The organism is Intestinibacillus sp. Marseille-P6563 (assembly GCF_900604335.1).
In the GTDB taxonomy this organism is placed as follows: Bacteria; Bacillota; Clostridia; order Oscillospirales; family Butyricicoccaceae; genus Butyricicoccus_B.
Genome location: NZ_UWOD01000001.1, coordinates 1,228,917 through 1,254,454 on the forward strand (window position 1 = coordinate 1,228,917; position 25,538 = coordinate 1,254,454).

The following is a 25,538-nucleotide window of genomic DNA, read 5'->3' on the forward strand; positions in this document are numbered from 1 at the left end:
CATAAAAATGTCGTTTCGACAAATTTTATTAAGAGGTCTTTACAACTTAGAGGGCGCGTTATACAATAAGCACAAGTCGTCTATACAATTTGGCGAAACGGAAAGGAGAAAAGAGTATGGTATCCGGACAATACGCTGCATTGTTCATCGTGGGATTCTTTGTGTACATCGGCTTGATGATACTCATCGCCTATCTCACCAGTAAAAAAGGCACAACACAGGGGGAAGATTATTTGATGGGCGGCCGCAACGTCGGCCTGTTGCTCCTCATCTGCACCGCCGCCGCAACCGCGGTCGGCACCGGTACTTCGGTCGGCGCAACCGCCAACGGCTTCCGCGATGGCTGGCTGGGCGCGGTGTATCCGCTGGCCAACGCCATCGGCCTGGTGACCGTTGCCTTCTGCTTCTCGCACGTTCGTAAGCACAAGTTCCGCACCTTGTGTGAAGAGTTGCAATTCTATTATGACGGCAGCCCGTACATGCGCAAGTTCATGTCGGTCGTCATCTTCATCGTTTCCATCGTTTGGGTGGGCAGCGCCATCAACGGCGGCGCCAACTACCTGGCTTATCTGATCGGCATGGATATGATCCCGGCCAAGATCATCACCGTTCTGGCATTTGGTGTGTATGTATTCGTCGGCGGTTATATGGCCGTTGTTTGGACCGACGCCATTCAGGCGGTCCTGCTGTTCGGCGGCTTTGTGACCATCGCTATTCTGGCCATCCCGGCAGCGGGCGGCTTTGACACCATCCGCGCAACCTACGAAGCAGCCGGCAACCCGGGCGCGATGACCGCATTCGGCGTTGGTTCCAAGGGTGTACTCGGCGTTCTGGCCGTTGCTCTGGCTTCTTACTACGGCGCAATGGCCGGCCCGACCGCTCACATGCGCGTCTACACCGCCAAGAGCCCCCAAACTGCTCGCAAGGCCATTCTGATCGCGGCAGCAGTCGTTGGCTGCTTCTCCATCCTGCCGGCCATCGTCGGTATGTCGGGCTTCACCATTGCCAGCAATACGGGCGCGGAAAGCGTCCTGGCAAATCCGGACTTTACCTTTGCTTACATGGCAACCACGGTCTTCCCGCCGGCCATTGGTCTGATCTGCCTGATCGCGGGCCTGTCGGCCATCATGTCGTCGGCAGACTCGGACGCCATCGCGGGCGTTACCACCTTCCTGACCGACGTTTATGCGCTCATCTTCAAAAAGCCGGTCGAAGATAAGGACATCCCGAAGTATTCCCGTATCATCCTGGTCATCATGCTGGTTGGTGCGTTCGGCATGACCATCTTCGCAAACGACATCATGAGCTACATCAACAACGTCATCGGTTCGTTTACCCCCGGCATGGCGGTTGCACTGCTGGTCGGCCGCTTCTGGAAGCGCGCAACCTGGCAGGGCGGCGTGGCAACCATGGCCAGCGGCATTGCCTTCGGCGTCGTGTATCTGGTATACCAGCCGTTCAATGCCTGGATCACCGAGGTCTTTAAGGGCCCGGCACTCCCGGTAACCATCGTTACCTTTATCTTCTGCATCGTCGTCAGCCTGCTGACTCCTCCCTCCACCCATACCGAGGAAGAGCGCGTCGCACTGGTTCTGGCAGAACGCAATCAGGAAAAAACGGCTTCGGTCCGTTAAAGCATTTGTCAGATGGGCGGTCAAGCAGGCTGCCCATCTGCCTGTTTTCTACGGAGGATTTTCATGCAACTTTACTTTTTACATGTCGGCTATGGGGAAGCCATGGTCCTGCTGGATGACGGCCATTGCCTGGTCATCGACGGCGGTCCGGGCCGCGGGGATGAAGCCTATACCCATCCCGGCACCATCCATCTGGCCGATTTTCTGGCGCAGCAGGGTGTATCTCACATCGATGTGATGCTCTGCACCCATCTGCATAATGATCATTTAAGCGGTCTGGTCGATGTGGCCGAGCGCTTTTCCATCGGGGAATTCTGGGTCAACTGCTGGCCGCAAGAAAGCGCCGCGCGCGCCATCGAGGCTGCGCTGCCCGAATGCCCGGATGATTTGAGCCTGCGCCTGTTCACCACCGGTTTGCAGCACCTTGAGCGTCTGCGTCCGCTTTTATCGGGCGCGCACATCCGGGAACGGGCTGCGACCGCCGATTTTGAAGAGCTGTGGCCGGGCTGCCGCATTCGCCTATTTGGCATGGAGGAAGCGCAGATCGCCCAGCGCCGCGCGCAATTCGAAGCCTTCTGCCGCATGGAGGACCCGGCGGCTCAGCGCGATGCCATGCGCGCCTTTGACAAGGTGGAAAACACGTGCAGTCTGGCGTGCAGCCTGGAAGTGGACGGCTGGACGGCCATGCTGACCGGCGACCTGTGCAGCGGCTGGGACGAGCGGTGCGCCGCGCCCCATTTCCCCAAGGGACAGCTGCTCAAGCTGACCCACCACGGCCAGCGCGACGGCATGCCGCAAAGCCTGGTCGATGCTTCCGACCCCGAGGTCTTTCTCATGTGCGCGGATACCGCACGCACCTTCCGCAGCGCCTGCGACGAGGTACAGGCGCGGGCAGCCGCCTATCTCACCGAACGCGGGCGGCCGGTGCAGGTGTACACGACCGGCCTTTTGGCCGAATCCTTTGGCCTGCAAGACGGCCAGCCGCCCTGCGCGCTGTGCTGCCAGCCTGGGCAGCCGACGCGCTGCACCCCGTATTATGCAAAGGAGGCTGCTTCCCATGGTTCTGTTTGAACAGGAATACGATTGGACCCCCGCGGACTCGTCCCAGGACGTCCCCTTTTCCTTTGACTGCCCGGATTCGGTCCAGAAAATCCGGCTGCATTTCATTTTTTCGCCGGGGCTGGAAATCGCAGACGAAATCTGCCGCCCGCAGGTGGAAAAGGCACTCACCCGCTATTATGACTGCTATCCGCGCGACTTGCAGCCCATGGACGCGCAAAAATTCCTGCCGGTCAAGAACCTCATCACCCTGTCGCTCGATAAGGATGGCCGCTATCTGGGCAATGCCCACCGCTGGGCGCCCGATCAGGCGCATATCCTGACCGAAACCCAGGCGTCGCTCGGCTTTACGCCGCCCGACCGTCTGCCCGGTCATTGGGCGGGGATGCTCCATCTGCACGAAGTCATCTCACCCGCCTGCCATGGCAAGCTGCGCATCGAAGGGAGGGAAGCGTATGAAATGGTATCCGGTTGAACTGCACACCCACACCGAACACAGCGACGGCGACTTTACTGTTGCCGGTCTGGTGCATGCGGCCAAGGACCGCGGCTTTACCGCCGTGGCGCTGACCGACCACAATACGGCTTCCGGTCTGGCGGAATTTGCCCCCGCGCTCGCGCGGGAGGGGCTGACCGGCGTGGCCGGCATCGAATGGACCACCTACTTCGGGCATATGCTGGTCTTAGGCGAACAGGGCTATACCGATTGGCGCGGCGTGCGTCCGGGCCAGATCGATGAAGCGATTGCCGCCATCCACGAGAACCATGGCGTAGTCGGCATTGCTCATCCCTTTGCCCTGTCCAACCCGATCAACACCGGGTATCATTGGGAGTTCCAGGTGTCCGACTGGACGGCCGTGGACTTTCTCGAAGTCTGGTCGCGCGATGACGCGCCGTGCAAAATCCAGAGCCTGCGCGCCTTTGCCCTCTGGGAACAGCTTCTAAACCGCGGCTGCCGCATCACGGCCACCAGCGGCCGCGACTGGCACCGCGAGGACCATTTTGCCTATGCTCACACCTATGTCGGCTTAAACGAGCCGCTGTTGCAAGACGCCATCCTGCAAGCCGTGCGCGACGGACATATCTGCCTGGCTGCCGGGCCGCTGCTGACCATGCGCGGCACCGATGCTGCGGGCCAGCCCTGGGACATCGGAGATGAAGTTTCTCCGGGCTTGCTGTCCATCGACCTATCGGTAGATGCCGACACGCTGCCGCACGACTGGGACCGCGCTCAAATCCATCCCGAAAAGCTCCGGCTGGTGCACAACGGCCAAATCGTTTGGGAAGGACCGATGCAGCCGCAGCAGACGGTATCGCTCGACCTATCCGACGGCTGGCTGCGTGCTGACCTGATCGGCACCTATTATGGCCGGACCGGACAGCATCTGGCGTTTACCAATCCCCTGTTTATCCATCCAAGGAGGTAACCGGTATGGAGCATGTAACCCTGATGTTTGAGGTGGCTGTCCGGCTGCTTCTTGCCATGTGCATCGGCGGCGGCATCGGCTGGGAACGTGCCCGGGCTCATCATCCAGCCGGTATCCGCACCCACATGCTGGTGACCATCGGCGCGGCTGTTGTTATGCTTTTAGGCAGTCAGACGGTCGGAGAATTTGCCGGAACGGCCAATTCCGACCCGGCTCGTCTGGGTGCACAGGTCATTTCCGGTATCGGCTTTTTAGGCGCTGGTACCATTATGAAAGAAGGCCGCTCGGTGCGCGGCCTGACCACGGCCGCGACGCTGTGGGTGGCCGCCTGTCTGGGGCTGGCAGTCGGCGCCGGACAATATGTAGTATCCTTTGGCGGATTTTTGGTTGCCATGCTGGCACTACGGGTATTTAAATTCCCGCGGTTTGAAGTGTCCTTTCTTTGCAGCCAGCAGGAAAACTGCTTCCAGAGCATTTGCCAGACACTCGAACTGGAACAGGCCAACATCAGCAATTTTTCCAGCCGCGATGTCGATGAAGACCACATCCGCATCCGGTTTGAACTGTATTTGGGCTGGCGCAGCCGCACCCGCAACACCGCGGATATTTTAGCGCGCCTGTCCTCCATCCCCTACATTTCCCGCATCGAGGTCACTTCGGTATAACACAAAAAGACGGCTTCCATTTCACTGGAAGCCGTCTTTCTTTTTATTCGTCATAACTAAAGGTGACGGGCTGAATATTCGGGGTCAGCTTGTCGCAGTAATATCCAATGTCCAGCAGCTGCTCGACGATCTCGCTCACCGCTTCGGCGGTGGCGTCCTTATCGGCTGCGTCGTGCAGCAGCACGACCGGATGCTCGGTTTCCGATACGCCTTGAACGACATTCTCGCAGATTTCCTCTGCCGAAAGGTCTTCTCCGGTGGCATCACCGCCGGATACGTCCCAATCGTAGTAAACAAATCCGCGGCGGATCATTTCTGCAATAATCGGCTGGTAGACGTCCCGGTTGTACGCATTGATCGACCCGCCCGGGAAACGGAACACAGTCGGATACACGCCGCAGGCGTCATAGACAGCCTGGTATGCCTCGTGGAAGTCCTCCAAAAAGGCGTCGACCGAGCTGTAAATCTCGTCGTAATCATGCGAATATCCATGGATGCCCAGGGTATGGCCTTCGTCCACAATGCGCTGAAGGGTTTCTTCCCGGCCTTCGATGTTTTTGCCGACCACAAAGAAGGTGGCTTTCTGGTCATGTTCGGCCAGCGCGTCTAAAATCTCCTCGGTGTTGGACGAGGGGCCGTCGTCAAAGGTCAGGTAAACTGCCTTGGCATTGCCTTCCTCAAAAGTTCCGGTGCTGTCGGCTTTCATCTCCGGGTAAAGTGTCTGGTATTTGAGCGCTTTGCTGCCGGTCTTTTGGCCGTCGGTCTGTGCGGACGCATTCTGTGCACCGGTGGTATCTCCCTGCAATTTTGCGATGGTTGCATCGGCATCCCACAACCGCTTGGTCTGGATGGCTGCCACAGCACAAACGGCCACGATGAGCAGCACCCCTATGATCTTCAAAATGACTTTCGGGCTCCTGCGCCGCCGGTAGCCACCATAGCCCCCGCGCCGCCTGCGATAATATGCCAACCCTTCTCACTCCGTTTCTACAAAATCCTACTGCTTTATATTATACCCGATTTCCCCAAAGAAGCAACAAAAAAAGCGCACGGGACAATTCCCTGCACGCTTCCAAAAAAATGCCCAGCGGGACGGCACCGAAGAATAAACGATGACAACATGAAGATGTGGAGAAACGGTGGGGCGATCCTCCCCGGCGCGTCCCGTCGGCGTGGGATATGAATGTCCACCGGGTACGTGATGGCGGCTGTACACCGGCGGCGCAGCGCGGCAATCCGAACTTACTCACGCTGTGTTCTTAATGTAGACTTTGAAACTGAAATTAAACTGAAAAATCCAGATTTTATCCTCTGCATTCGCTCTTTATGGCCTGATAAAAAGAAAAACCCGCCCTTTTGGGCAGGTTTTTCCGTTTTGCCAATTAGCTGTTTCGCACCATTTCGCATACCTGCTTTGGGAATGTACCCGTCCGGTAGTACAAGGTGCAGGTAGCATAATTGTTGAAGACCGCTTGCACCGTATAGACATCATCGTATTCCAGCCCCAGCGAAACATCGCACGATGCCGCCACCGGCTCCAGCACGGCATTTTGCAGCAGCGCCTGCATCTGGGCCGGGTCGGTGACCGTCACCGAGCCGTTGTCTACGACCTGCGATGCGGAAGCTGTCATTGTACCGTATTCTATCACTTCGCCTTCGGCTTGCATGATATCGTCCGATGTTTCATACCAGGATACCGTGATCTGTCTCAGGTCTTCGACGCTCAGCGCCTTGGGTTCGACACCGTACTCTTTCAGCAGAGCCAGGGTCTTGGTGTAGGTCGGATAAATGGGGATATACTCCAAGTTGTTGTAGGTAAGCCCACGGTCATCCACCGTTATGTAATCCACATCCATACGCAGCACGGGGATGGTGCTTTCTGCGATGTCCTGTGTCAGGGTCAGCGCTTCTTCCTGGAGCGTCTGCACGATCTCCATCGCCGATTCCCGATCGGTAATGAGCGCCGCCATCGTTTCCGACAAATCGGCATTGGTGCGAATACTCAGCTCCAATGTGTCGATCTCCGCCTCGGGGTTCACCTCAAAGATGCTGTTGGAGTGACGGATATAGTCCTCGGTAAAACGGATCGCATGGAGCTGTTCCCAAGCTTCCTTGCTTACACCGGCATTGGTGTAACTGCGCCGTGCGGTCTGCCCGTTTTTCATCAAATAGATCACTTCCACATATCCATTGTGCGGCGCCGTATCCAGACCGGCAACGCATTCCGATGCGATATTCCGCACCGCGTGGATGATCGCCGGGTCGGTCAGTACCGGCTGCGAGATACCAAAATCGCCGTTGTTATAAACACGTGTATTCTCCTGGTCCTCGCTGTAATACAGATTAAAATCGAACCCGACTGCCTCAATCTTATCTTCGTTCGGAATCCACTTGTCATATCCCATCACATCCCGCTGGATGCCAACCACGATCGCGACCGCCGCCACAGCCAGTACAATCATGGTCTTCCAGTGGGCGAACGCCGACCGGAGGTCAAAGTGATAAATCATTTCGATGACGATGTGTCCCAGCACGGTGCCCGCCAGCAAGCCGAACCAAATCCAGAACGCGCCGCCAATGCTCCAGAAGATGATGCCGAACATCAGCGCAATGACCAGCACCATATACCACTTGAGCGGCGGTTTGAAACCCTCAAAGGCAATGGCCGTACCGGCCCGCTCGCTCTTGCGATGCCGGAACAGGAAGAACGCCAGTACGGTCAGCACAGTCCACAACGCCGCTACGCCCCACAGCGCATGGTATGGAATCCGGCTTGCCGTCCAGCTCAGGAAGCTCGCATAGTTTTCCGTGATGAAATACAGCACCACTGGGGACGTGTATTTCATGATCCAGTTGAGCGTTGCGCTCGTGCCCCAGGTCTGCAAATAGCTTTCGCACAACGTCTGCACGAGCAGCGCCACCAGCGGGATGGAAAACAGCATCCAGCCGTCGAGCAGCACCGCCAGGACGGTATTGCCGGTCAAAATGGTCGCCAGCACCGAAACGGTGTAAATCAGCAGGAAGAACAGCACATTCAGGAGCAGCGCCTGTACAACACGCCCCGGAGTCAGATAACCGGCCACGCCAACCGCGCCGGCCAGAACCAGCGCCAGCACATACATGATCAGATACGCGGGCAGCACCGCCAAAATGCCAGCCAGATAGTTGTTGACAAACAGGGCGTCCCGCTTGATCGGAAGCGCATGGTAAAAATCGACCTGCTTGCGGGTGTGCAGATAGTTAAACAGTGCTACGCCACACAGCACCGCCATGATGCACATGCCCATCTTGACCAGGGGGTTGGTACCCAGCAGGATTCCAGCTGCTTCACTGGAGGTACTTTCCAAAATAGCCTCCCACGCCTTGCTGTTTTCATCCCGGGACATATTTTGCACAATTATCGCCATCGGAAGCGGCAGGCAGAAGAAAAAGCCGACAAACGACAGGACGGTCGCCCACAGATTGCGGCGCAGGGTCTGGCGCAGCAAGCCGACATTAAAGAAGGAGCGATTTGATGTCATAACCGACCACCTCCGTTTCACTGATAAAGATCTCCTCAAGCGACAAGGGCAGCAGTTCAAAGAACACCGGCTGCGTGGCCGCGATACGGTTTTGGATGTCCTCCCGGCTGCCGCGCGCCGTGATCGTATACAGCGAGCCGCGGCGGTCCTGATGCAGGATTTCCATCCCTTCGAGCGCCGCCTGGGGCGCTTCGCCCTGCCAGATGACTTGCAGCTTGTGCAGTCCCAGCTTCATTTCGTCCAGGTCGCGGGAGAACAGAATACCGCCCCGGTGCAGCAGACCGATGTGGTCACAGATGTCCTCCAGTTCGCGCAGGTTGTGGCTGGCGATGACGGGCGTCATGCCGCGCTCGGCCACATCCTCAGCAAACAGGCTCTTGACCGCCTGCCGGACCACCGGGTCCAGACCGTCGAATGTTTCGTCACAGAACAGGTAATCGGTGCCCGCGCACACGCCCAGGATAACCGATACCTGCTTTTTCATGCCCTTGGAGAAGGTGCGCACTTTGCGCCGCTCATCCAGGTCAAAGGCTTTCATCAGGCGTTTGTACCGGTCCTCGTCAAAGGCCGGATACAAGGTCTTATAATACTGCTTCATCTCCTCCGGGGTGATGCCCGAAAAGAAATACTGCTCATCGGAAATGTAAAAGCAGCGCTGCTTGAGGTCCACATTCTCAAAAATATCGGCGTCATCAATGGTCGTGCGGCCTTCGTCCGGCTTTAAGATGCCGGCCAACATACGCAGGAACGTCGATTTGCCCGCGCCATTGGAGCCGATCAGACCAAATACCGAACCGGTCTGAATCTCTGCATTGACATGATCGACCGCACAGATCTTCTCGAACCGCTTGGTCGCATCGATGGCACGGATCATTTTTCTTCCTCCTTCCCACTCAGCCATGCTTGCAGTGTTGCGTCATCCACGCCGAGCTCCCGCGCGCTGCGCGCCAGGTCAGCGATTTGCTTTGCAATCTCCTCCAGCCGGCGCTCGCGCAGCGCCGCGCAGTCGCTGGCAATAAAGTTTCCTCGTCCTTTCACGGAATAGACCACCCCTCGGTTCTCCAGTTCATTGTACGCGCGCTGGATCGTGTTCGGATTGATGGACAGTTCCACCGCCAACTGCCGCACGCTGGGTAATTGTTCATCTGGCTGCAAAACGCCATGCATCGCCATTTCTTCTACCCCGTCCACGACCTGCTCGTAGATCGGCCGTGCATCCCGAAAATCGATACGGAGCATTGCGCGCCTCCTTTCTCCACGTGTATTATCTGTACTAGTCTTGCTAGTACACTTAGGATACTCGATTTCCCTTGCTCTGTCAAGAGGGAGCCGTGAAATTTTTTCCGCCCCCAATCGACCATTTGTGATATAATGGGGAAAACACACTGGGAGGAAACCATGGTACACATCGGCAACGACTGGGACGACGTCCTTGCAGACGACTTCCAAAGCGACGCATACAAGCGCATCCGCTACTGGCTGAAAAAAGAATACGCCGAGCAGACGATCTACCCGCCCATGGAGGACATCTTCAACGCCCTGCGCTATACGCCCTATCACAGCGTCAAGGCCGTCCTTCTCGGGCAGGACCCCTATCACGGTCCGGGGCAGGCGCACGGCCTTTGTTTTTCGGTGCAGGAGGGCGTGGAGCCGCCGCCGTCGCTGAAAAATATCTTTAAGGAGCTGGAAAGCGACCTGGGCTATCCGCCCCCGCAAAACGGCACGCTGACCAAGTGGGCCAAGCAGGGCGTTTTAATGCTCAACACCACCCTGACCGTCCGCCGTGGTCAGGCCAACAGCCACAAGAACATCGGCTGGACCGGCTTCACCGACGGCATCATCCGCAAATTAAACGACCGGGAAACCCCCATCGTCTTTCTGCTGTGGGGCGGCAACGCGCGGTCGAAAAAGCCGCTCATCACAAACCCGCAGCACCTAGTGCTCGAAACCGTGCACCCCTCGCCGCTGTCGGCCTTTGGCGGCTTCTTTGGCTGCCGCCATTTCTCCAAATGCAATGAATTTTTGCAGGCGCACGGCGAAACCCCGATCGACTGGAACTTAAATACGCCTTAACAAAACACCCCGGCATCCTCGAAGGATGCCGGGGTGCTGTTTTGTTTAATCAAAGGTTGTGCGTGCCAGTCCGTCCATGACGAACCGCGCCAGAGTGGTGATGTCATACACCGGCAGGCCGGACACCTGCTGCACCGCGTGCGCATAGGGCGGCATATTGGTGCATTCGAGCACAATGGCGCCCACGTCGGGCCGTTCGGCCAGCATGCGGCGCGTGACCGCGACCAGCTCTCGCTCGGCCGCCGCGCGGTCGAGTTCGGGCGTATTGCCCACAAAAACTTGGCCAAAGCCGGTGCCCTCCATGCCATATACGGCCAGCGGCAGGCCGCTGATGCCCACACCGGCAAACTGCTTGTCGCCCAGTGTGCGCGCGTCGGCCGTTAAAATCCCGACCGCCTGGCCGGGCGGCAGCATGGCCGCCGCCTGCGGCACTTGCAGCAGCGCCGAGGTAAACACCGGCACGCGCACCGCAGCCGCCAACTCGCGCTGGAACATGGCGAGAAATCCGCAGCTTGTCGTAATGGCCGCTACGCCCTCGCGCTCGAGTTCGCGCGCGGCCGCGCAGAACGGCTCCAAAAGCGCCGGGTCGTGTTCGTGCACCACGCGCTCGGTGCTCGCCCCGCGCACGATCTTTTTCCGAATCGGAAATGGGAAACTCTTTTCATTTCCCACATCACCCGGAATCCGCGGGAACCGGGTGTCCAGCATCAAAATCCCCAAGGTCTGCTGCATGATTCACCTCAAATATACAGGAAGAACAGGCCGACCAGCATCATACAGATGCACATAGGCATGGAATAAAACATGGACTTGAGCGGATCGACCTTTTTACCGAACTGGCTGGCTACGATGCCGACGACCACAAAGGTGGTCAGGTCGGCCGGCGGCAGACCCTGACCAGCGGTCGCCAGATGGGCGCCCGCTACGGCTGCATAGGTCGGATTGACGCCAAAGGCGACCAGCGCCGGACCAAAGAACGAAAAGACGACGTTCTGCGTAGTCGACTGCGAACCGGTCAGCATACCCAGCAAAATCATGGCCGCCGCGCCGCCGATCTTGAGCACATTGCCATTGAGGCCCTGTGCAAACTCGGAGACCGCATCCACCGAGCCGGCCGCATAAAAGCTACCCAGCATGAAGGCGCAGCAAATCTGCAATACTACGGTCATCTTGACCTTGGAAAAGCTCTCCTTGCAGATATTGGCCGCATTCTTGTTGATGACCGGGAAGAAAAACGCTACCGCAATCGCGCACAGGATGGACAGCACGATGCCATTGGTCAGGCCATTGACGATCGACATGCCGGACAACAGGTCATACAGGGACAGGACCGTACCGTCCTCCAAGGTCAAAAAGCGGATGCTCTGCAAAATGGACGGCCCCAGGTCGACCGACAGATAGGGAATCTCCACCGTGCGCAGCAGCACGACCACGATCAAAAACAGCAGCGGGATGAGCGATTTCCAGTTGGCGCGCAGGATGCTGGACGCGCTCTGGTCGGCAAAGCGAATCTGCACTTCGGGGTTAGCACCCGGCACATTGTCTTTGTGCACCAGGAAAAAGGCCGAATAGATGGCCACGACGATAAACGAAATGGAAACGGTCACATAGCCCAGGTTGATGACCGGGTCGGCCGGGGTCCCCACCAACGAGGACGCCAGCGCCAGCGCCTGGGTCATCGGGGGCATGATCGAACCCACGCAGGCGCCCATGACGATGATGGCGCTGATCTTTTCATACGACATGTTCATGGACACCAGAATGCCGATGGTCAGCATGCCGATGACCGTGGACGCAGCGATCGCGTCGCCCAGCAGCGAACCGGCCAGCGTCAGCGCAAACAGGATGCAGATGATGAGCATCCGGGGATGCCGCCCGAATTTGGCGGTCAGCGCGCCGATGATGGTATCGATCGTGCCCAGCCGGATGGAAATCTCGGCAAACAGGCTGCCTGCAATGGACAGCGCAATGATCCACGACAGGCGGTCCAGTCCATCGATCCAGGCGGCCACCCACTGGCCGGGGTTATACAGCCCGCCCAGCAGCAATGTCAGCGCGCCGGTGACGACCAGCGCCACATTGATCTTGCCGCCGATCACCGGGATTTTTTTACACAGGACGATAATCAAAAGGACGGCCATTGGAATGACGACTTTGAGCATTCTTTCTCCCCCTTGCTGTGAAAAAAAGCGCCTGCAAGCCTCAGCTTTACAGGCGCTTTGCTTCTTCTTCCATCTTGTAACGATGCACCATGCTGGATTTCAGTATACCGCAACATGCACAAAAATTCAAGAGATTTCGCGTGTCTTTTCCAAATTGTTGCCCAAGTTTTCCGGTTTACAGAAAACGATTGGGACTAAAGGCATCGATATTATACGAGCTTTCGCCAAAGACGATCTGCTCGGCCACCAGCTTGCCCGTAATGGGCGAAAGCGCGATGCCGTCGCCCTCGTGTCCGGCGGCCATGTAAAAGCCCGGTACCCCGCGCACAGGGCCCAAAAGCGGCATGCCGTCGGGCGTAAACGGACGGAAACCCGAGAAAAAGCGGATGACAGCCACGTTTTTGAGCGCCGGGAAGAACCGTGCCGCCCGTTTGAGCATCACTTCCACGGCTTCAAAGGTATTTTCGCCTTCATAATCGGCAAATTCGCGGGTGCCGCCAATGATCATGCCGCCCTCGCGTGTCTGCTCGATGGACAGGGATGCCCCCAGCCGCTTGACAGCCGGATCGGTCACGGCGTCGGGCCGGAACTTGATGACATTATACCGCGCGCACTGGAGTGTAGCCTTCATGAACGGTCCGACCGGCTCGGTCACGGCCAGCTGGCCCTTACGCGGCTTGATCGGCAGGTCGAGCCCCAACAGGGCAGCGACTTTGCCCGCCCACGCTCCGCAGGCGTCCACGACCACATCGGCCCGGAAGGGACCTTTGTTGGTTTCCACGCCCTTGACCGCCCCATCTTCCCGGATAAAGCCGGTCACTTCGGTTTCGGTCTGGATGCGTGCGCCCAGGCGCTTGGCCGCGCGGGCGTAAGCCATGGTCAGTTTCAAGGGATTGACCTTGCCGCCCGTGGGCGAATACAGCGCCCCGTAAATATCGGGCGAGAGCTGCGGCTCAATGCGCCGCGCCTCCTCGGTCGAGATCATGCGGATATCGACCCCGCTCTTGCGCTGCTGCTCCACGATCTCGGACAGGATGTCCCACTGCATTTTATCTTCGACCGGCTGCATGCCGCCCGCCTGGAAGCCATATTCGATCTCCTCGCCCAAGTCACGCCCCAGGTTGCGGAACATGGCAATCGACTGCACGGCCAAATCCATCTGCTTGCCCGGTTTTTTGGTGTGGTAACCGACCACGCCGTCGGTCGCGCCCGCCGAACCGGACGCCACATCCTTGCGCTCGAGCACCAGCACACTTTTGCCCAGCTTGGAAAGCTGCCAGGCGACCGAACAGCCGATGATGCCGCCGCCAATCACGATCACATCTGCGTCACGCATCGCTGTCCCCTCCGAATACGCTGATCTTGACCGGGCGCACCGGCATCCGGCTCTTCTGCGGCAGAACTTCCGCCGGGTCCTTGCCGGTCTCCTGCGCGACGATGCGCTGCACCAGCCGTCCGCAGGTCTTGCCCTGGCACAGGCCCATGCACGCACGGGTGCGCCGCTTGACGCCATCGACCGTGGTCGCGCCGTCGCGGATGGCGTCCAAAATCTCCTGCTCAGTTACTTCCTGACAGCGGCAGATCAGTACTTCTTCTTCCTTCATCCCCGCGTTTCCTCCTTTTTCAGGCGCTTCATACTGCGCACCTCATCGGCATATTCCATCGGCACCCGCAGCCGGATGACCGCCGTACCCGCATACGCGGCCGGCTTGTTCACCCGCATGACGCGGCCCTTGCAAATGACCTCGCCTGCGCGGCTGACGGCATCCACCGTGTCGCCGACGTTCGGCAAAGGCAGATATTCAAACGGAAAATCGATGTCCGCCTCGGCGTCCGACACCGACTTATCGACCAGCGTAATGGCAAGCCCCGGACAGCCTGCCACGCACAGGCCGCAGCCCGTGCATTTCTGCTCCTGCAAATGGGGCAAATTGGTGATCTGTTCGCCGACCGTGATGGCCCCCACCGGGCAGATGCCCTCGCAGGGGTTGCAGGGAATCTCCTGCACACATTCGATGCAGGCCACCCGGCCGCGCCGCATGCGCGCTTCGCTCGGCACACCCGGACAGGCGGCCAGTTCGTCTTTGGACGGCACACCGGTATAGACTACGCCTTTCATTTCAGCGCCTCCTTTTGGGACCGGTAATCGGCCATATATTGCAGTTGCTGCCCCTTGGACAGGCGGCGGCGTTCGCCAAACATGCCGGAACGCAGCGTATCCAATCGGTGCATGATCTCGGCCTTTTTATCGGCGGCCTCCACCGGACTGAGCAGCCCCAGCGATTCGGCGACCGCCACACCGGCCAGATTACCTTCCTCCATCGCCGAGGAGGCTTCTTCCACGCCGGTCACATCGCCCGCGACATACAGGCCCGGCACCGTAGTCTCCATATTGCTGTCATGCAGCGGCACATGCCCGCCAAAGGCCGGGATAAAGCAGAATTTACAGCCGCTCATCCACACCAGTTCGGTCATGGGGTTGAGGCCGACCGCCAGACAGATGGTATCCACCTGGAAGGTCCTTTCAGTGCCCGGAATCGGGACAAAGCCCGGTCCGACCTCTACGATCTCCACGCCCTCGACCTTGCCGTCGCCAAAGGCGCGCTTAATCGTATGCGCCGTATAAATCGGGACCCCTGCGCGGCGGATCTTGCCCGCATGCACGCCATAGCCGCCAATCTTGGGCGCGCCTTCGACCAGCGCGACCACTTCGGCCCCGGCCTGCATGAGCTGATAGGATACAATGAGGCCCACATTGCCCGAACCGAGCATCAAAATACGCTCGCCGGGCAGCACACGGTTGACATTGACCATGGTCTGCGCCGCGCCGGCGCCCATGACGCCCGGCAGGGTCGAGCCCGGAAAGGCCATATAATTTTCCTTGGCGCCTGCGGCGATGATGACCTTCTGCGCCTTGACGACACACGGCTTGCCCTCATGGATAACACCCAGGGACTTGTCCTTCTGCATACCATAGACCAAGCTGTCCAGCCAGACCTCGGCGCCGCTCTCCTGCGTGCGCGCGAGCAGTTCCCGGCCGATGATATAGCCGCGCGTGCCCGCCTGATGGGCGCGCGAGCCGAAGAATTTATGAATCTGTTTGAAAAGCTGTCCGCCCGGGCGATGGTTTTCGTCGAGCACCAGCACTTTGGCGCCCGCGCTTGCGGCCTGATAGGCGGCCGAAAGCCCGGCCGACCCGGCGCCGACCACCGCCACATCGGTTACGATCTGTTTCATTTGCCGTCCTCCCCGTCAAAGGTGCCCAGGCCGTGCTGGGTGCGCACCTGCATGCCGTCGCGCACCGGGGTCACACAGGTGCGTGTGTTCGGTACCCCATCGACGATCATCATGCAGTCGGTGCACCGGCCGATGGCACAGAAAATGCCGCGCGGCTCATGCCGCTTGGCCGTGGTGCGGAAGGACCGGATGCCGGCATGGATGAGCGCTGCGGCGATCGGTTCGCCCTCCAGCGCTTCCACCGGCTTGCCGTCAAAATAGATGGTCACGGTTTTTGATGTATCCAGTTCATCCAAAATTGGATGCTGAGTGACTCGCATTTGCGTATCTCTCCTTTATATATCGAATCAGGGGCGGAAAACGCCCCCGACATTCCTCATCCCCGCCGGCTCGACAGGGCTTTTATTATTTTAGCATGTCTGTGCCCTTCTGACCAGAACTTCGACACAAATTTTTTACCAAAACCGCCTTTTTCCAGCCTTCCGGCTTGCAGCATATTTTTTATGGAAAACGCAAAAGGGACTTTCGCCGCTGCCGGTCATGCCCTATAATATAAGGAAGGACGCATCGGAGGGGGAATCTTCTATGAAAGGTCTGATCATCTTCACGCGCAAGGAAAAGCTGGATGCGGTCAAACAGGTGCTGCACGACCGCACACCGGGCGGCATGGCGGTCAGCGATGTGCTCGGCTGCGGCAGGCAAAAGGCGGACCCCAACATCACGGGCATCCCGCTCGTGCCCGGCATCGAGGTCGAAGTTGGGCTGATGCACAAAGTCCGCATCGACGCCGTGGTGCGGGATGAGGATGCCGAACCGCTCATTGACGCCATCTGTGACGTAGCCGCCACCGGCAAATTCGGCGACGGCAAAATTTTTGTCTATGATGTGGTCGATGCGGTGCGCATCCGCACGCGCGAGCGCGGAGAAGCGGCGCTGTAAGCGCACAAAAAGGCCTGCACGGTATTTTCGTGCAGGCCTTTTGCTTAGCTCATCAGATAAACGTTTGCGCTCGTGACGCCCAGTTCATAGCAACGGTCGTGATCGCTCAGGTAGATGTCGATCTTGTTGCCCTTGATCGCGCCGCCGGTGTCCTCGGCGATGAAGTCGCCGAAGCCTTCGATATACACCTTGCTGCCCAGCGGGATGACACGCGGGTCGACTGCAATCGTGCGGCCTTCGGTGCAGCGGGTACCGGTCGCGGTACCGTCGCCATAGCCGCCGCTGCACGACGAGCAAGCGCAGTAGAACGTCAGTTTAAAGTTGCCCATCACCTGGCCGTTGACCTGAATGGCCTCGGTCACGCTGTAAGCCGACGAACGGGTGACCGTGCGGCCGTAGGTGGGCGTATACTGGAGGGCTGCCAGGCGGGCTTCCTCAGCCGCCTTGCGGGCAGCTTCCTCGGCCGCCTTGCGGGCTGCCTCTTCAGCCGCCTTCTTGGCCGCCAGGTCTTCCTTCGCCTTGGTCATCTCCTCGGTGGTGCGGACCGAACCGACCGCACTCTTTTCCGCCGAAGTGATCATGCCGATGGCCGCCGTGGTGGTATCTGCTGCGGGCAGCTCGCTCAGCGCCGCAGCGCTATCGCTGTACGCCGAAACGTGGCTCATACCCAGCGCCGCGCACAACGCGATCGCAGGTACCTGACGCAGCAAATTCTTCTTCCAAAAAGACATAAAAGAAACTCCTAAATTTCAATAGATTTCACCCGCAGACGGGTGAGGCAAACCAGCGTTACCGCTTTGTTTTCGCGGTGTTACCGGTTTGTTTTCGGTTTGTTACCGTTCTGTAATCACATGATACCCATCGGACCCCGCTTTGTCAAACGATTTTCAAAAGTTTTTTATTTTTCGAATACATTACGTAATATTTAATTCTTATATTACGATTTATAATCGTTTTTCGAGCTCGTTTTTCCTGTATTTGGAATACAGTCCTTTCTCCTGCGAATTTACAAGGTTACAATTTGTAATCTGCGTTGTAATCTTTTGCGCCTGCCGGGAAATATCCCGCCGGCATGTATAAATCCCGGCGCCCGATGATACACTGATAACAAGATTCCCTCTGTACAAACAGCGCCGAATGTGATATAGTTTTAAATAAGTGTTTTTTTGTGCGCCCCCTCGGGCGCAGGTCAGCGGGCGCTGTGGCGCGCCCCTTTGCACGGATGTTTTTGGAAGGCTGGCGGTGCTTCCGGCTGTTCCTTGAAATACCGGATTTTTCCGGATGTTTATGAAAATTTGTGTTTTGAAAAGGAAAGTGATATCTGTATTATGAAAGAAAAACTGAAGATTATCCCGTTGGGCGGTTTGGATGAGATCGGCAAAAATATGACCGTGATCGAGTTCGGAAACGACATCATCGTCGTCGATTGCGGCCTGGCCTTCCCGGATGACGACATGCTGGGCGTGGACCTGGTCATCCCGGACACCACCTACCTCAAGCGCAACCAGAAAAAGCTGCGCGGCTATCTCATCACCCACGGTCACGAGGACCACATCGGCGCTCTGCCCTATGTCCTGCGCGAACTCAACGCGCCGGTCTATGGCACACGCCTGACCTGCGGCATCATCGAAGCCAAGCTGGCCGAACACCGCATGCCGTCCAAGGTGCGCCTCAACCGCATCAAGGCAGGCGACGTGATCAAGCTGGGTTGTTTCTCGATCGAATTCATCCACACCAACCACTCCATCGCCGATTCGGTCGCGCTGGCCATCCGCACCCCGCTGGGTACGGTGATCCACACAGGCGACTTCAAGGTTGACCTCACCCCGGCTTCGGGCGAGATGATCGACCTGGCACGCTTTGGCGAACTGGGCAAGGAAGGCGTTCTGGCACTGCTGAGCGATTCGACCAACGTGGAGCGCCCCGGCTATACCCCGTCTGAGCAGACGGTGGGCGCCGGTCTGGAAAAGTTCTTCAAGAACTGTCGGGAACGCATCATCATTGCGACCTTTGCTTCCAACGTATCGCGCTTGCAGCAGATTTTGGACATTGCCGCCAAATATGGGCGCAAGGTTGCCGTATGCGGTCGCAGCATGGAAAAGATCACCCAGGTCGCGGGCGAACTGGGCTATCTGACCGATAAAGCCAAGGTCATGATCGACATGAACGAAATGCGCCGTTACCCGCGGGAAAAGCTGGTGATCGTTTCGACCGGTTCCCAGGGCGAAACCATGTCGGCCCTATACCGCATGGCCTACAACAGCCACAAGCAGGTGGAGGTTGTACCGGGCGACCGCATTCTGATTGCAGCGTCGGCCATTCCGGGCAATGAGAAGTCGATCAACAACATGGTCAACGAGCTGTACAAGAAGGGCGCCGAGGTCATCTACGACCGCAATGCCGCCCTGCACGTTTCCGGCCACGCCTGCCAGGAGGAGCAAAAGCTGATGCTTGCCCTGTGCCGGCCCAAGTACTTCATCCCGGTCCATGGCGAACATCGTATGCTGCGCATGCACGCGCACTTGGGCGAACAGATGGGTGTGCCCAAGAAAAACGTCATCGTCGGCGAAATCGGCCGCCCCATCGAAATCGGGGAAAAATCGGCGCGTCTGGGCAATCCGGTGCCGTCCGGCCGTGTGCTGGTCGATGGCCTGGGCATTGGCGACGTTGGTTCGGCTGTCCTGCGTGACCGCAAGCACTTGTCCGAAGACGGTCTGCTCGTGGTCGTCATGACCATCGACGCGACTTCGGGCGTGGTCATCGCTGGCCCGGACATCGTATCCCGCGGCTTCGTCTATGTCAAGGAAGCCGAAAAGCTGATGGAAGAACTGCGCACCACCTGCCAGATCTCGCTCGACCGCTGCCTGGACGAGGGCGTACGCGACTGGAACGGCATCAAACTGGCCGTCAAGGGCGCTTTGAGCGATTATCTGTTCAAAAAGACCAAGCGCAGCCCCATGATCCTGCCGATCATTATGGAGATTTAAAAAAAAAGACCTTCTGGAAAAACCAGAAGGTCTTTTTTGATGTTTAAAACCGGATGCGCAGCACGGTGCCCTGCTCCTGACTGCTTTCGATGCTGATGCGTCCGCCATGGTTGCGCACGATGCGCTGGGCGATGGCCAGTCCCAGGCCATATCCGCCCGAATCGCCCGCGCGGGCTTCATCGACCCGGTAAAACCGGTCAAAGATATGCGGCAGGTCTTTTTCCGGGATGGGGTCGCCCGAGTTGCTGACCACCAGCGTGGGCCGTCCGTCCGACCGGGTCAGGGCTACCCGCAGCCAACCGCTCTCGCCTGCATATTTGACCGCATTGTCCAGTAAAATGCCGATAAGCTGCCGCAGCTGTGCTTCCACGCCCTGCAAATATAAATCCGGCTCAATATCCGAGCGCACGCGGATGCCCTGTTCGAACGCCACCGCCTCAAACGACAGCAGACTGCTCAAACACAGGTCGCTGAAATTGACCAGTTCGGTCTCGGCTGGTACGGCTCCGGCGTCGCTCTGCGCCAGAAACAGCATGTCCTCGACCAGGCTCTTCATGCGTTCGGCTTCCTCGCGGGAATTGACCACCCATTGGCGGTGCTGGGCAATGGAGTCCTCGGGATGGGCAAGCAGAATGCCCAGATTGGCCAAAATCACGGTCAGCGGGGGTTTGAGTTCATGGCTGGCATCTGCCACAAACCGCCGCTGCTGCGCCCAGGCACGTTCGACCGGCTGGAGCGCCTTGCGGAACAAAAACAGACTGATGCACAAAAAGGCTCCGAGCGACAGTGTCCCGATGCCAAACAGAATCAGGATCAAATTGCGCATGGCCTGGGTCTCATGGCTGGTGTCGGCAAAAGCTACCTTCCAGCCCGACATCGTATACCGCCGCAGATACCGCAGCGAGAGTTCGGGCAAAAAACCGCGGTCGTCCTCTTCTTCCTGCACCAGACGCGCCGCCTTTTCCACGACGGCGTCGCTGACCGACACCCCTCCCCGGCCCAGGATCTGCGACACATCCCCTTCGCTGTCGAGCACCAGGGTGAAGGTCGGCACACGGTCGCCCGCTTCATGCTCATCGGTGCCGATGCTGGGTTTGGTCCAGGTCGTGCTGCTGTGCTGCAAAATCGCCTGGCTGAGCGCCTGTTCGGTCTCGGCTTTCAGGACGCTTTTATACGCAAAGGAGATGGCTCCAAAGGCGACGATCAGCACCACCAGCACGAGCAGCATATTGACCAGCACAAATTTGCGCCGCAGTTTGGAGATCATGCTTCCCCGCCCTCCAGGCGATACCCCACCTTGCGCAGGGTGATGATGCTCACACACGAATCGAGGTAAATCAGCTTTTTGCGCAAAAAGGAAATATACGCTTCTACATTGTTGGCCTCGGCGTTGGATTCATACCCCCACACCTTGGTAATAAGCGTTTCCTTGGGCACAATGATGCGCGAATTGGCCATCAGCAGATGCAGCACGTCAAACTCCTTACGGTTGAGCCGCACCGACCGGTTGCCGCGGCGCAGGTCGTGGGTACTCAGGTCGAGTTTGAGGTCGCCGTATTCGAGCGCTTCGAGCACCACTTCGCCCTGGCGGCGGGACAGCGCCCGCACACGGGCGAGCAGTTCCTCGGTGGCAAACGGCTTGGTCAGGTAATCGTCTGCGCCGCAGTCCAACCCCTCCACCCGGTCGGCGACCGAGCTGCGCGCGGTCAGCATGAGGATGGGGGTGGTGTTCTTTTCGCGCCGGAGCGTGCGTGCGACTTCCAGCCCGCTCATACCGGGCAGCATCACGTCGAGCAGCACCACATCGTATTGCCCCGAACGGGCATATTCCAGGCCATCGAGCCCATTATAGACCGCCTCGGCCGCATATTTCTGTTCCTGCATGATCTTCACCAGAACATCGGCCAGGCGGCGTTCGTCTTCAATAATCAAAATATTCATAGCATCACCTGCCTTTATTATAGTACAAAGCCCCGGTCAGGGGAATCCCCCATTTCTCCCCCTTTCCCGGCTTGTCTGCGGGAATCCTGCCGGTTTTGGGGACACGTCCGGCAAAACCCATCCGTCCGGTTTGACAAAATCCCGCCCGTCCGCCTCCTATAATGGAAGCTGGACAAAGGAGGGGCGTGATGCGGGTCATCTATCTGGACGTACTGGCTGGGGTCAACCTGGCGATGGATTATCTGATCCTGTGCGCAACGGCGCGGCTGAGCGGCACCTTTGCCACCCGGCCCCGGCTGCTGCTGGGTGCTGCGGGCGGCGCGGGGTATGCAGTCCTCAGCTGCCTTCCCGGGCTGGAGCTGCTGTCCAGCCTGCCCATCCAGGGGCTGGCCGGGCTTGCGATGGTCCGTCTGGCTTTCGGCGGCCGCCGGGCCGCCGAACTGGCCCGTCTGACGCTGCTGTTTTGGCTGATCTCCTGCGCCTGCGCGGGCGGCGCACTGGCCCTCGGCCAGGTGAGCGACGCTTCTTTTTTCGCCGGCGGCGGCTACTATATCGACGTGCCGCTGCGCGTGGTCGCGGCGACGGCCGTGCTGTGCTGGGTACTGACCGGGTTTGTGTTCCGCGGGCAGGCTGGAGACGGCGTCCGCGGGCGGCAGACCGCCCGGGTCCGGTTGGAATTTGCCGGGCAGACGGCTGAATTTACCCTTCTGGTCGACAGCGGCAACGAACTGGCCGACCCGGTCAGCGGGCGGCCCGCGCTGGTGCTCGACCGGCGGGCCGCGGCCCGGGTGCTGCCAGTCGAAGCGGCCGTGCCACTGGCCGGACTGACCTCGGGCAACGCACCGGCCGTTCTGGCCGCCCTGCCGGGGGCCTGCCGGGGCCGGTTCCAGCTTTTGCCCTACCGGGCGGTCGGGAAAGAGAGCGGTCTGCTGCTCGCTTTCCGTCCCGACCAGGCGTCGCGGGACGGAAAGCCCTGGGCCGGGCTGGCGGCCATCTCGCCCGCCCAGGTGGCGGGCGGACGATACGAAGGACTCATCGGACTATGAAAGGGGACGAAATCGCATGCTTTTCCAATGGTTACACAAACTTCTCCTCCGACTCGGGCTGCGGCGGGAGGACGGCATCTACTTCATCGGCGGCGGTGAAGTACTTCCCCCGCCGATGAAGCCCGAGGAAGAAGCCCGTACGCTGGAAGCCCTGCAAGCCGGGGAAAGCTGGGCGCGCGACAAGCTGATCGAACACAATCTGCGGCTGGTTGTCTATATCGCGCGCAAATTCGAAAACACGAGCGTCGGGGTGGAGGACCTCATTTCCATCGGCACCATTGGCCTCATCAAAGCCGTGGGCACCTTCAAGCCGGACAAGAAAGTCAAGCTGGCGACCTATGCCTCGCGCTGTGTGGAAAACGAGATCCTCATGCACCTGCGCAAGGTATCCGGCCAACGCGCCGAGGTATCGTTTGACGAGCCGCTTTCGTCCGACTGGGACGGCAACGAACTACTGCTATCCGACATTTTGGGCACCGAACCGGACAGCGTCATGCGTCCCATCGAGGACGATGTGGACCGCGAACTGCTGCGCCGGGCGCTCACCCGCCTGCCGCCCCGCGAAATGCGCATCATCGCCATGCGGTTCGGACTGGGCGGCAGGGACAGCCTGACCCAAAAGGAGGTCGCCGACCGACTGGGCATTTCGCAGTCCTATATCTCCCGCCTGGAAAAGCGCATCATCGCGCGGATGAAAAAAGATATCCTCAAATGGGTGTGACGTCAAACGGAAGGGTTTCCTTCCGTTTTTTCTTTTTTCAGAAAAGTCATGACATTTTGTTTTTTGTCTGATATACTAATTGCATGCACTATAACGCATCCATTTTTTATACATTCTACAAATCGAGGGGGATCATGCAATGGCGCAGGAAAATAAAATGGGGGTTATGCCCACCGGGCCGCTGCTGTGGTCCATGTCCATCCCAGTGATGCTGTCCATGCTGGTCAGCGCGCTCTATAATATAGTAGACAGCATGTTCATCGCGCGCATCAGCGATGACGCGCTCACGGCGGTCAGCCTCTGTTTTCCCGTGCAGCTGCTCATGATCGCGCTGGCGACCGGCATCGGCGTAGGGCTCAATGTGCTGCTCAGTCAGGCGCTGGGCGCTGGGGACCGTACCTCGGCCGACCGCATTGCGGGCAACGGCATTTTCCTTTCGCTGGTATGCTGGGGGCTGTTTGCGGTGATTGGATGGTTTGGCAGTACGCCGTTTTTGGCACTGTTTACCAAAAAGGCCGCCATCCTGTCCATGGGCACCGACTATCTGCGCGTATGCACCCTCTTTTCCTGCGGGGTGTTCCTGCTGTTCACCGCCGAACGGCTCATGCAGGCCACTGGAAAAACGGTCTATCATATGATTATCCAGTGCATCGGCGCGGTCATCAATGTGGTTTTGGACCCAATTTTGATTTTTGGTCTGCTCGGCGCGCCGGCGTTGGGCGTGAAGGGTGCCGCCATTGCCACGGTCATCGGCCAGTGTACGGCCATGGCCATCGGCTTCCTGCTCAACTACAAACTCAATCATGATGTTCATTTTTCGGTGGCCGCGCTACGACCGGACAAAACCATCGTGCGCCGCATGTGCCGCATCGGCCTGCCGGCAGCCGCCGTGCAGGCGCTCTCGACCGCCATGACCGCTGGCATGAATGCCATCCTGATGCCGCTTAGTTCTTCTGCGGTCGGCTTCTTCGGGGTCTATTATAAGCTGCAAAACTTCTTATACATGCCCCTGTATGGGCTGACCAACACCATGGTACCCATCATTGGCTACAATCTGGGCGCGAAAAAATATGACCGCATCCGTGGGGTGACCCGCAATGCCGTTCTATTTGCGCTGGGGATCATGTGGGTCGGTTCTCTGCTGTTTTTGCTGTTCCCCCATGCGCTGCTGGCGCTGTTCGGCGAGGAAGGACTACGGTTTACCGGCGGCGTTCTGGCCATCCGTATCATTGCGCTGTCTTTCTTACCCTCTGCCATCACGCTGACACTGTGCGGCGTGCTGCAAGGACTGGGCCGCAGCGGAACTGCCCTGTTGGCCGCTGCGCTGCGGCAGCTGGTTTTGCTGCTGCCAGCCGCCTGGCTGCTCGGTCTTGTGGGCTTTCCAGTGCTCTGGTTTGCCTTCCCGCTCGCCGAGATCGTGACCCTGCCCATCGCCTGGCTGCTCAGCCGCCGGGTCTTTCGAGAGATCCCAGGACTCTAAAAAATCTGTGCTTGTATTTTTCGAAAAAAAGGCATACAATAAAGGTACAAACTCGATAGGATTAGAAGGTGATTCCAATGGACAGCGAATTCGAGCAGATCACCTGCGACATATTAAGGGACCCGCTCTTCCTGGAAACCCGTTCGTTTGTCCACCATGGCGGCGAAAATTCGGTGTATGACCACTCGCTTGCAACCGCCAAAGTGGCCTTTTCCTTGGCACATCGCTTTGGGCTTACGGACGATCAGGTCCGTTCGGTCACGCGGGCGGCACTGCTTCACGATTTCTTTGGCTATGACTGGCATGGGGATTGGTTTAAAGGCTATCTCCGGCAGTTCTCTGGATGGCAGCGTTTTCGGCACATGCACGCTTTTGTTCATGGCGATATTGCCGCCGACCGTGCACACGCTCATTTTGGGCTGAGCCAACGGCAGCGCGATGCCATTGCAAGCCACATGTTTCCGCTTTGTTTTTCCGTGCCCCGCTCGACCGAGGCGTGGATCATCACCCTGGCGGATAAAATCGTGGCTTCCCGCGAAATGACCCAAGCGGCAGGCTATTATGCGGTGTCCTTTTTCCGGAAATTCATTCCGGCGGCGCAGGAATAAATCGATCATGTGGGCGGTCTCGCGCAAGAGACCGCCTG

Annotated in this window: 26 protein-coding genes; 12 read left to right on the forward strand and 14 right to left on the reverse strand. The window is 58.6% G+C overall.

All coding sequences use genetic code 11. The annotated features are described in order from the left end of the window. Nucleotides 1-116: 116 nt before the first annotated feature. The 5 genes from EFB11_RS06450 (at nt 117) to EFB11_RS06470 (ending at nt 4,785) form a co-directional block, all read left to right on the forward strand. Nucleotides 117-1,634 (forward strand): sodium:solute symporter family protein, encoded by a 1,518-nt coding sequence (locus tag EFB11_RS06450; protein ID WP_122789448.1) that lies wholly within the window; start codon nt 117-119, stop codon nt 1,632-1,634. Between the two features lie 63 nt (nt 1,635-1,697). After that, entirely contained in the window at nt 1,698-2,705 is a 1,008-nt protein-coding gene (locus EFB11_RS06455) for a ComEC/Rec2 family competence protein (protein WP_164706641.1), read from the forward strand. Next, the gene (locus EFB11_RS06460) at nt 2,692-3,168 is read left to right on the forward strand and encodes a hypothetical protein (protein WP_122789450.1); all 477 of its coding nucleotides are present in this window, start codon (nt 2,692-2,694) and stop codon (nt 3,166-3,168) included. Before EFB11_RS06455 ends, EFB11_RS06460 begins: the two co-directional genes overlap by 14 nt. Further along, nucleotides 3,149-4,120 (forward strand): CehA/McbA family metallohydrolase, encoded by a 972-nt coding sequence (locus tag EFB11_RS06465; RefSeq protein WP_122789451.1) that lies wholly within the window; start codon nt 3,149-3,151, stop codon nt 4,118-4,120. Before EFB11_RS06460 ends, EFB11_RS06465 begins: the two co-directional genes overlap by 20 nt. A 5-nt stretch (nt 4,121-4,125) precedes the next feature. After that, the gene (locus EFB11_RS06470) at nt 4,126-4,785 is read left to right on the forward strand and encodes an MgtC/SapB family protein (RefSeq protein ID WP_243115169.1); all 660 of its coding nucleotides are present in this window, start codon (nt 4,126-4,128) and stop codon (nt 4,783-4,785) included. Nucleotides 4,786-4,828: 43 nt separating this feature from the next. Here EFB11_RS06470 and EFB11_RS06475 read toward each other — a convergent pair whose 3' ends face one another. The 4 genes from EFB11_RS06475 to EFB11_RS06490 form a co-directional block, all read right to left on the reverse strand. Next, nucleotides 4,829-5,755 carry a polysaccharide deacetylase family protein gene (locus EFB11_RS06475; RefSeq protein ID WP_164706642.1) on the reverse strand — a complete coding sequence of 309 codons (927 nt, stop codon included), beginning with the start codon at nt 5,753-5,755 and terminating at the stop codon, nt 4,829-4,831. Between the two features lie 412 nt (nt 5,756-6,167). Further along, a complete protein-coding gene (locus tag EFB11_RS06480; RefSeq protein WP_122789453.1) occupies nt 6,168-8,306 on the reverse strand; it encodes a DUF6449 domain-containing protein in 2,139 nt (712 codons plus the stop codon). Continuing rightward, on the reverse strand, nt 8,281-9,180 hold the full coding sequence (locus tag EFB11_RS06485; protein ID WP_122789454.1) for an ABC transporter ATP-binding protein: 900 nt from the start codon (nt 9,178-9,180) through the stop codon (nt 8,281-8,283). The genes EFB11_RS06480 and EFB11_RS06485 overlap by 26 nt, the downstream gene beginning before the upstream one ends. After that, complete coding sequence (locus EFB11_RS06490) at nt 9,177-9,545, reverse strand: GntR family transcriptional regulator (protein ID WP_122789455.1); 369 nt, start codon at nt 9,543-9,545, stop codon at nt 9,177-9,179. Before EFB11_RS06490 ends, EFB11_RS06485 begins: the two co-directional genes overlap by 4 nt. 159 nt (nt 9,546-9,704) lie before the next feature. Here EFB11_RS06490 and EFB11_RS06495 point away from each other — a divergent pair, with 159 nt between their 5' ends. Beyond that, the gene (locus EFB11_RS06495) at nt 9,705-10,379 is read left to right on the forward strand and encodes a uracil-DNA glycosylase (RefSeq protein WP_122789456.1); all 675 of its coding nucleotides are present in this window, start codon (nt 9,705-9,707) and stop codon (nt 10,377-10,379) included. A gap of 45 nt (nt 10,380-10,424) precedes the next feature. Here EFB11_RS06495 and EFB11_RS06500 read toward each other — a convergent pair whose 3' ends face one another. The 7 genes from EFB11_RS06500 to EFB11_RS06530 form a co-directional block, all read right to left on the reverse strand. Then, complete coding sequence (locus EFB11_RS06500; protein ID WP_122789457.1) at nt 10,425-11,111, reverse strand: aspartate/glutamate racemase family protein; 687 nt, start codon at nt 11,109-11,111, stop codon at nt 10,425-10,427. Nucleotides 11,112-11,119: 8 nt separating this feature from the next. Further along, nucleotides 11,120-12,541, reverse strand: a complete 1,422-nt coding sequence (locus EFB11_RS06505; RefSeq protein ID WP_122789458.1) for a TRAP transporter large permease subunit — start codon at nt 12,539-12,541, stop codon at nt 11,120-11,122. Nucleotides 12,542-12,716: 175 nt separating this feature from the next. Beyond that, nucleotides 12,717-13,877, reverse strand: a complete 1,161-nt coding sequence (locus EFB11_RS06510; RefSeq protein ID WP_122789459.1) for an NAD(P)/FAD-dependent oxidoreductase — start codon at nt 13,875-13,877, stop codon at nt 12,717-12,719. Beyond that, nucleotides 13,870-14,145: a (2Fe-2S)-binding protein gene (locus tag EFB11_RS06515; protein ID WP_122789460.1), complete on the reverse strand. Its 276-nt coding sequence runs from the start codon at nt 14,143-14,145 to the stop codon at nt 13,870-13,872. The genes EFB11_RS06510 and EFB11_RS06515 overlap by 8 nt, the downstream gene beginning before the upstream one ends. After that, on the reverse strand, nt 14,142-14,660 hold the full coding sequence (locus EFB11_RS06520) for a 4Fe-4S binding protein (RefSeq protein WP_122789461.1): 519 nt from the start codon (nt 14,658-14,660) through the stop codon (nt 14,142-14,144). The genes EFB11_RS06515 and EFB11_RS06520 overlap by 4 nt, the downstream gene beginning before the upstream one ends. Further along, nucleotides 14,657-15,778 carry an NAD(P)/FAD-dependent oxidoreductase gene (locus EFB11_RS06525; RefSeq protein ID WP_122789462.1) on the reverse strand — a complete coding sequence of 374 codons (1,122 nt, stop codon included), beginning with the start codon at nt 15,776-15,778 and terminating at the stop codon, nt 14,657-14,659. Before EFB11_RS06525 ends, EFB11_RS06520 begins: the two co-directional genes overlap by 4 nt. After that, nucleotides 15,775-16,098 (reverse strand): (2Fe-2S)-binding protein, encoded by a 324-nt coding sequence (locus EFB11_RS06530; protein WP_122789463.1) that lies wholly within the window; start codon nt 16,096-16,098, stop codon nt 15,775-15,777. The genes EFB11_RS06525 and EFB11_RS06530 overlap by 4 nt, the downstream gene beginning before the upstream one ends. A gap of 265 nt (nt 16,099-16,363) precedes the next feature. Between EFB11_RS06530 and EFB11_RS06535 the strand changes: the two genes are divergently transcribed. Continuing rightward, nucleotides 16,364-16,717: a P-II family nitrogen regulator gene (locus tag EFB11_RS06535; RefSeq protein ID WP_164706643.1), complete on the forward strand. Its 354-nt coding sequence runs from the start codon at nt 16,364-16,366 to the stop codon at nt 16,715-16,717. 44 nt (nt 16,718-16,761) lie between these two features. On the opposite strand, the gene EFB11_RS17350 is transcribed toward EFB11_RS06535, so the two are convergent. Further along, complete coding sequence (locus tag EFB11_RS17350; protein ID WP_206424150.1) at nt 16,762-17,448, reverse strand: 3D domain-containing protein; 687 nt, start codon at nt 17,446-17,448, stop codon at nt 16,762-16,764. 597 nt (nt 17,449-18,045) lie between these two features. Between EFB11_RS17350 and EFB11_RS06545 the strand changes: the two genes are divergently transcribed. Next, nucleotides 18,046-19,704 (forward strand): ribonuclease J, encoded by a 1,659-nt coding sequence (locus EFB11_RS06545; protein ID WP_122789731.1) that lies wholly within the window; start codon nt 18,046-18,048, stop codon nt 19,702-19,704. A 43-nt stretch (nt 19,705-19,747) separates the two neighbouring features. On the opposite strand, the gene EFB11_RS06550 is transcribed toward EFB11_RS06545, so the two are convergent. Then, the gene (locus EFB11_RS06550) at nt 19,748-20,971 is read right to left on the reverse strand and encodes a sensor histidine kinase (protein WP_122789465.1); all 1,224 of its coding nucleotides are present in this window, start codon (nt 20,969-20,971) and stop codon (nt 19,748-19,750) included. Further along, entirely contained in the window at nt 20,968-21,645 is a 678-nt protein-coding gene (locus EFB11_RS06555) for a response regulator transcription factor (protein ID WP_122789466.1), read from the reverse strand. The genes EFB11_RS06550 and EFB11_RS06555 overlap by 4 nt, the downstream gene beginning before the upstream one ends. Before the next feature lie 188 nt (nt 21,646-21,833). On the opposite strand from EFB11_RS06555, the gene EFB11_RS06560 reads away from it, so the two are divergent. From EFB11_RS06560 to EFB11_RS06575, 4 genes are all read left to right on the forward strand, one after another. Then, on the forward strand, nt 21,834-22,691 hold the full coding sequence (locus EFB11_RS06560) for a sigma-E processing peptidase SpoIIGA (protein ID WP_164706644.1): 858 nt from the start codon (nt 21,834-21,836) through the stop codon (nt 22,689-22,691). 16 nt (nt 22,692-22,707) lie between these two features. Then, nucleotides 22,708-23,412 carry an RNA polymerase sporulation sigma factor SigE gene (sigE, locus tag EFB11_RS06565; RefSeq protein WP_122789468.1) on the forward strand — a complete coding sequence of 235 codons (705 nt, stop codon included), beginning with the start codon at nt 22,708-22,710 and terminating at the stop codon, nt 23,410-23,412. A 139-nt stretch (nt 23,413-23,551) separates the two neighbouring features. Next, nucleotides 23,552-24,892 carry an MATE family efflux transporter gene (locus EFB11_RS06570; protein ID WP_122789469.1) on the forward strand — a complete coding sequence of 447 codons (1,341 nt, stop codon included), beginning with the start codon at nt 23,552-23,554 and terminating at the stop codon, nt 24,890-24,892. Between the two features lie 77 nt (nt 24,893-24,969). After that, nucleotides 24,970-25,500 (forward strand): HD domain-containing protein, encoded by a 531-nt coding sequence (locus EFB11_RS06575; protein ID WP_122789470.1) that lies wholly within the window; start codon nt 24,970-24,972, stop codon nt 25,498-25,500. Nucleotides 25,501-25,538: the final 38 nt, after the last annotated feature.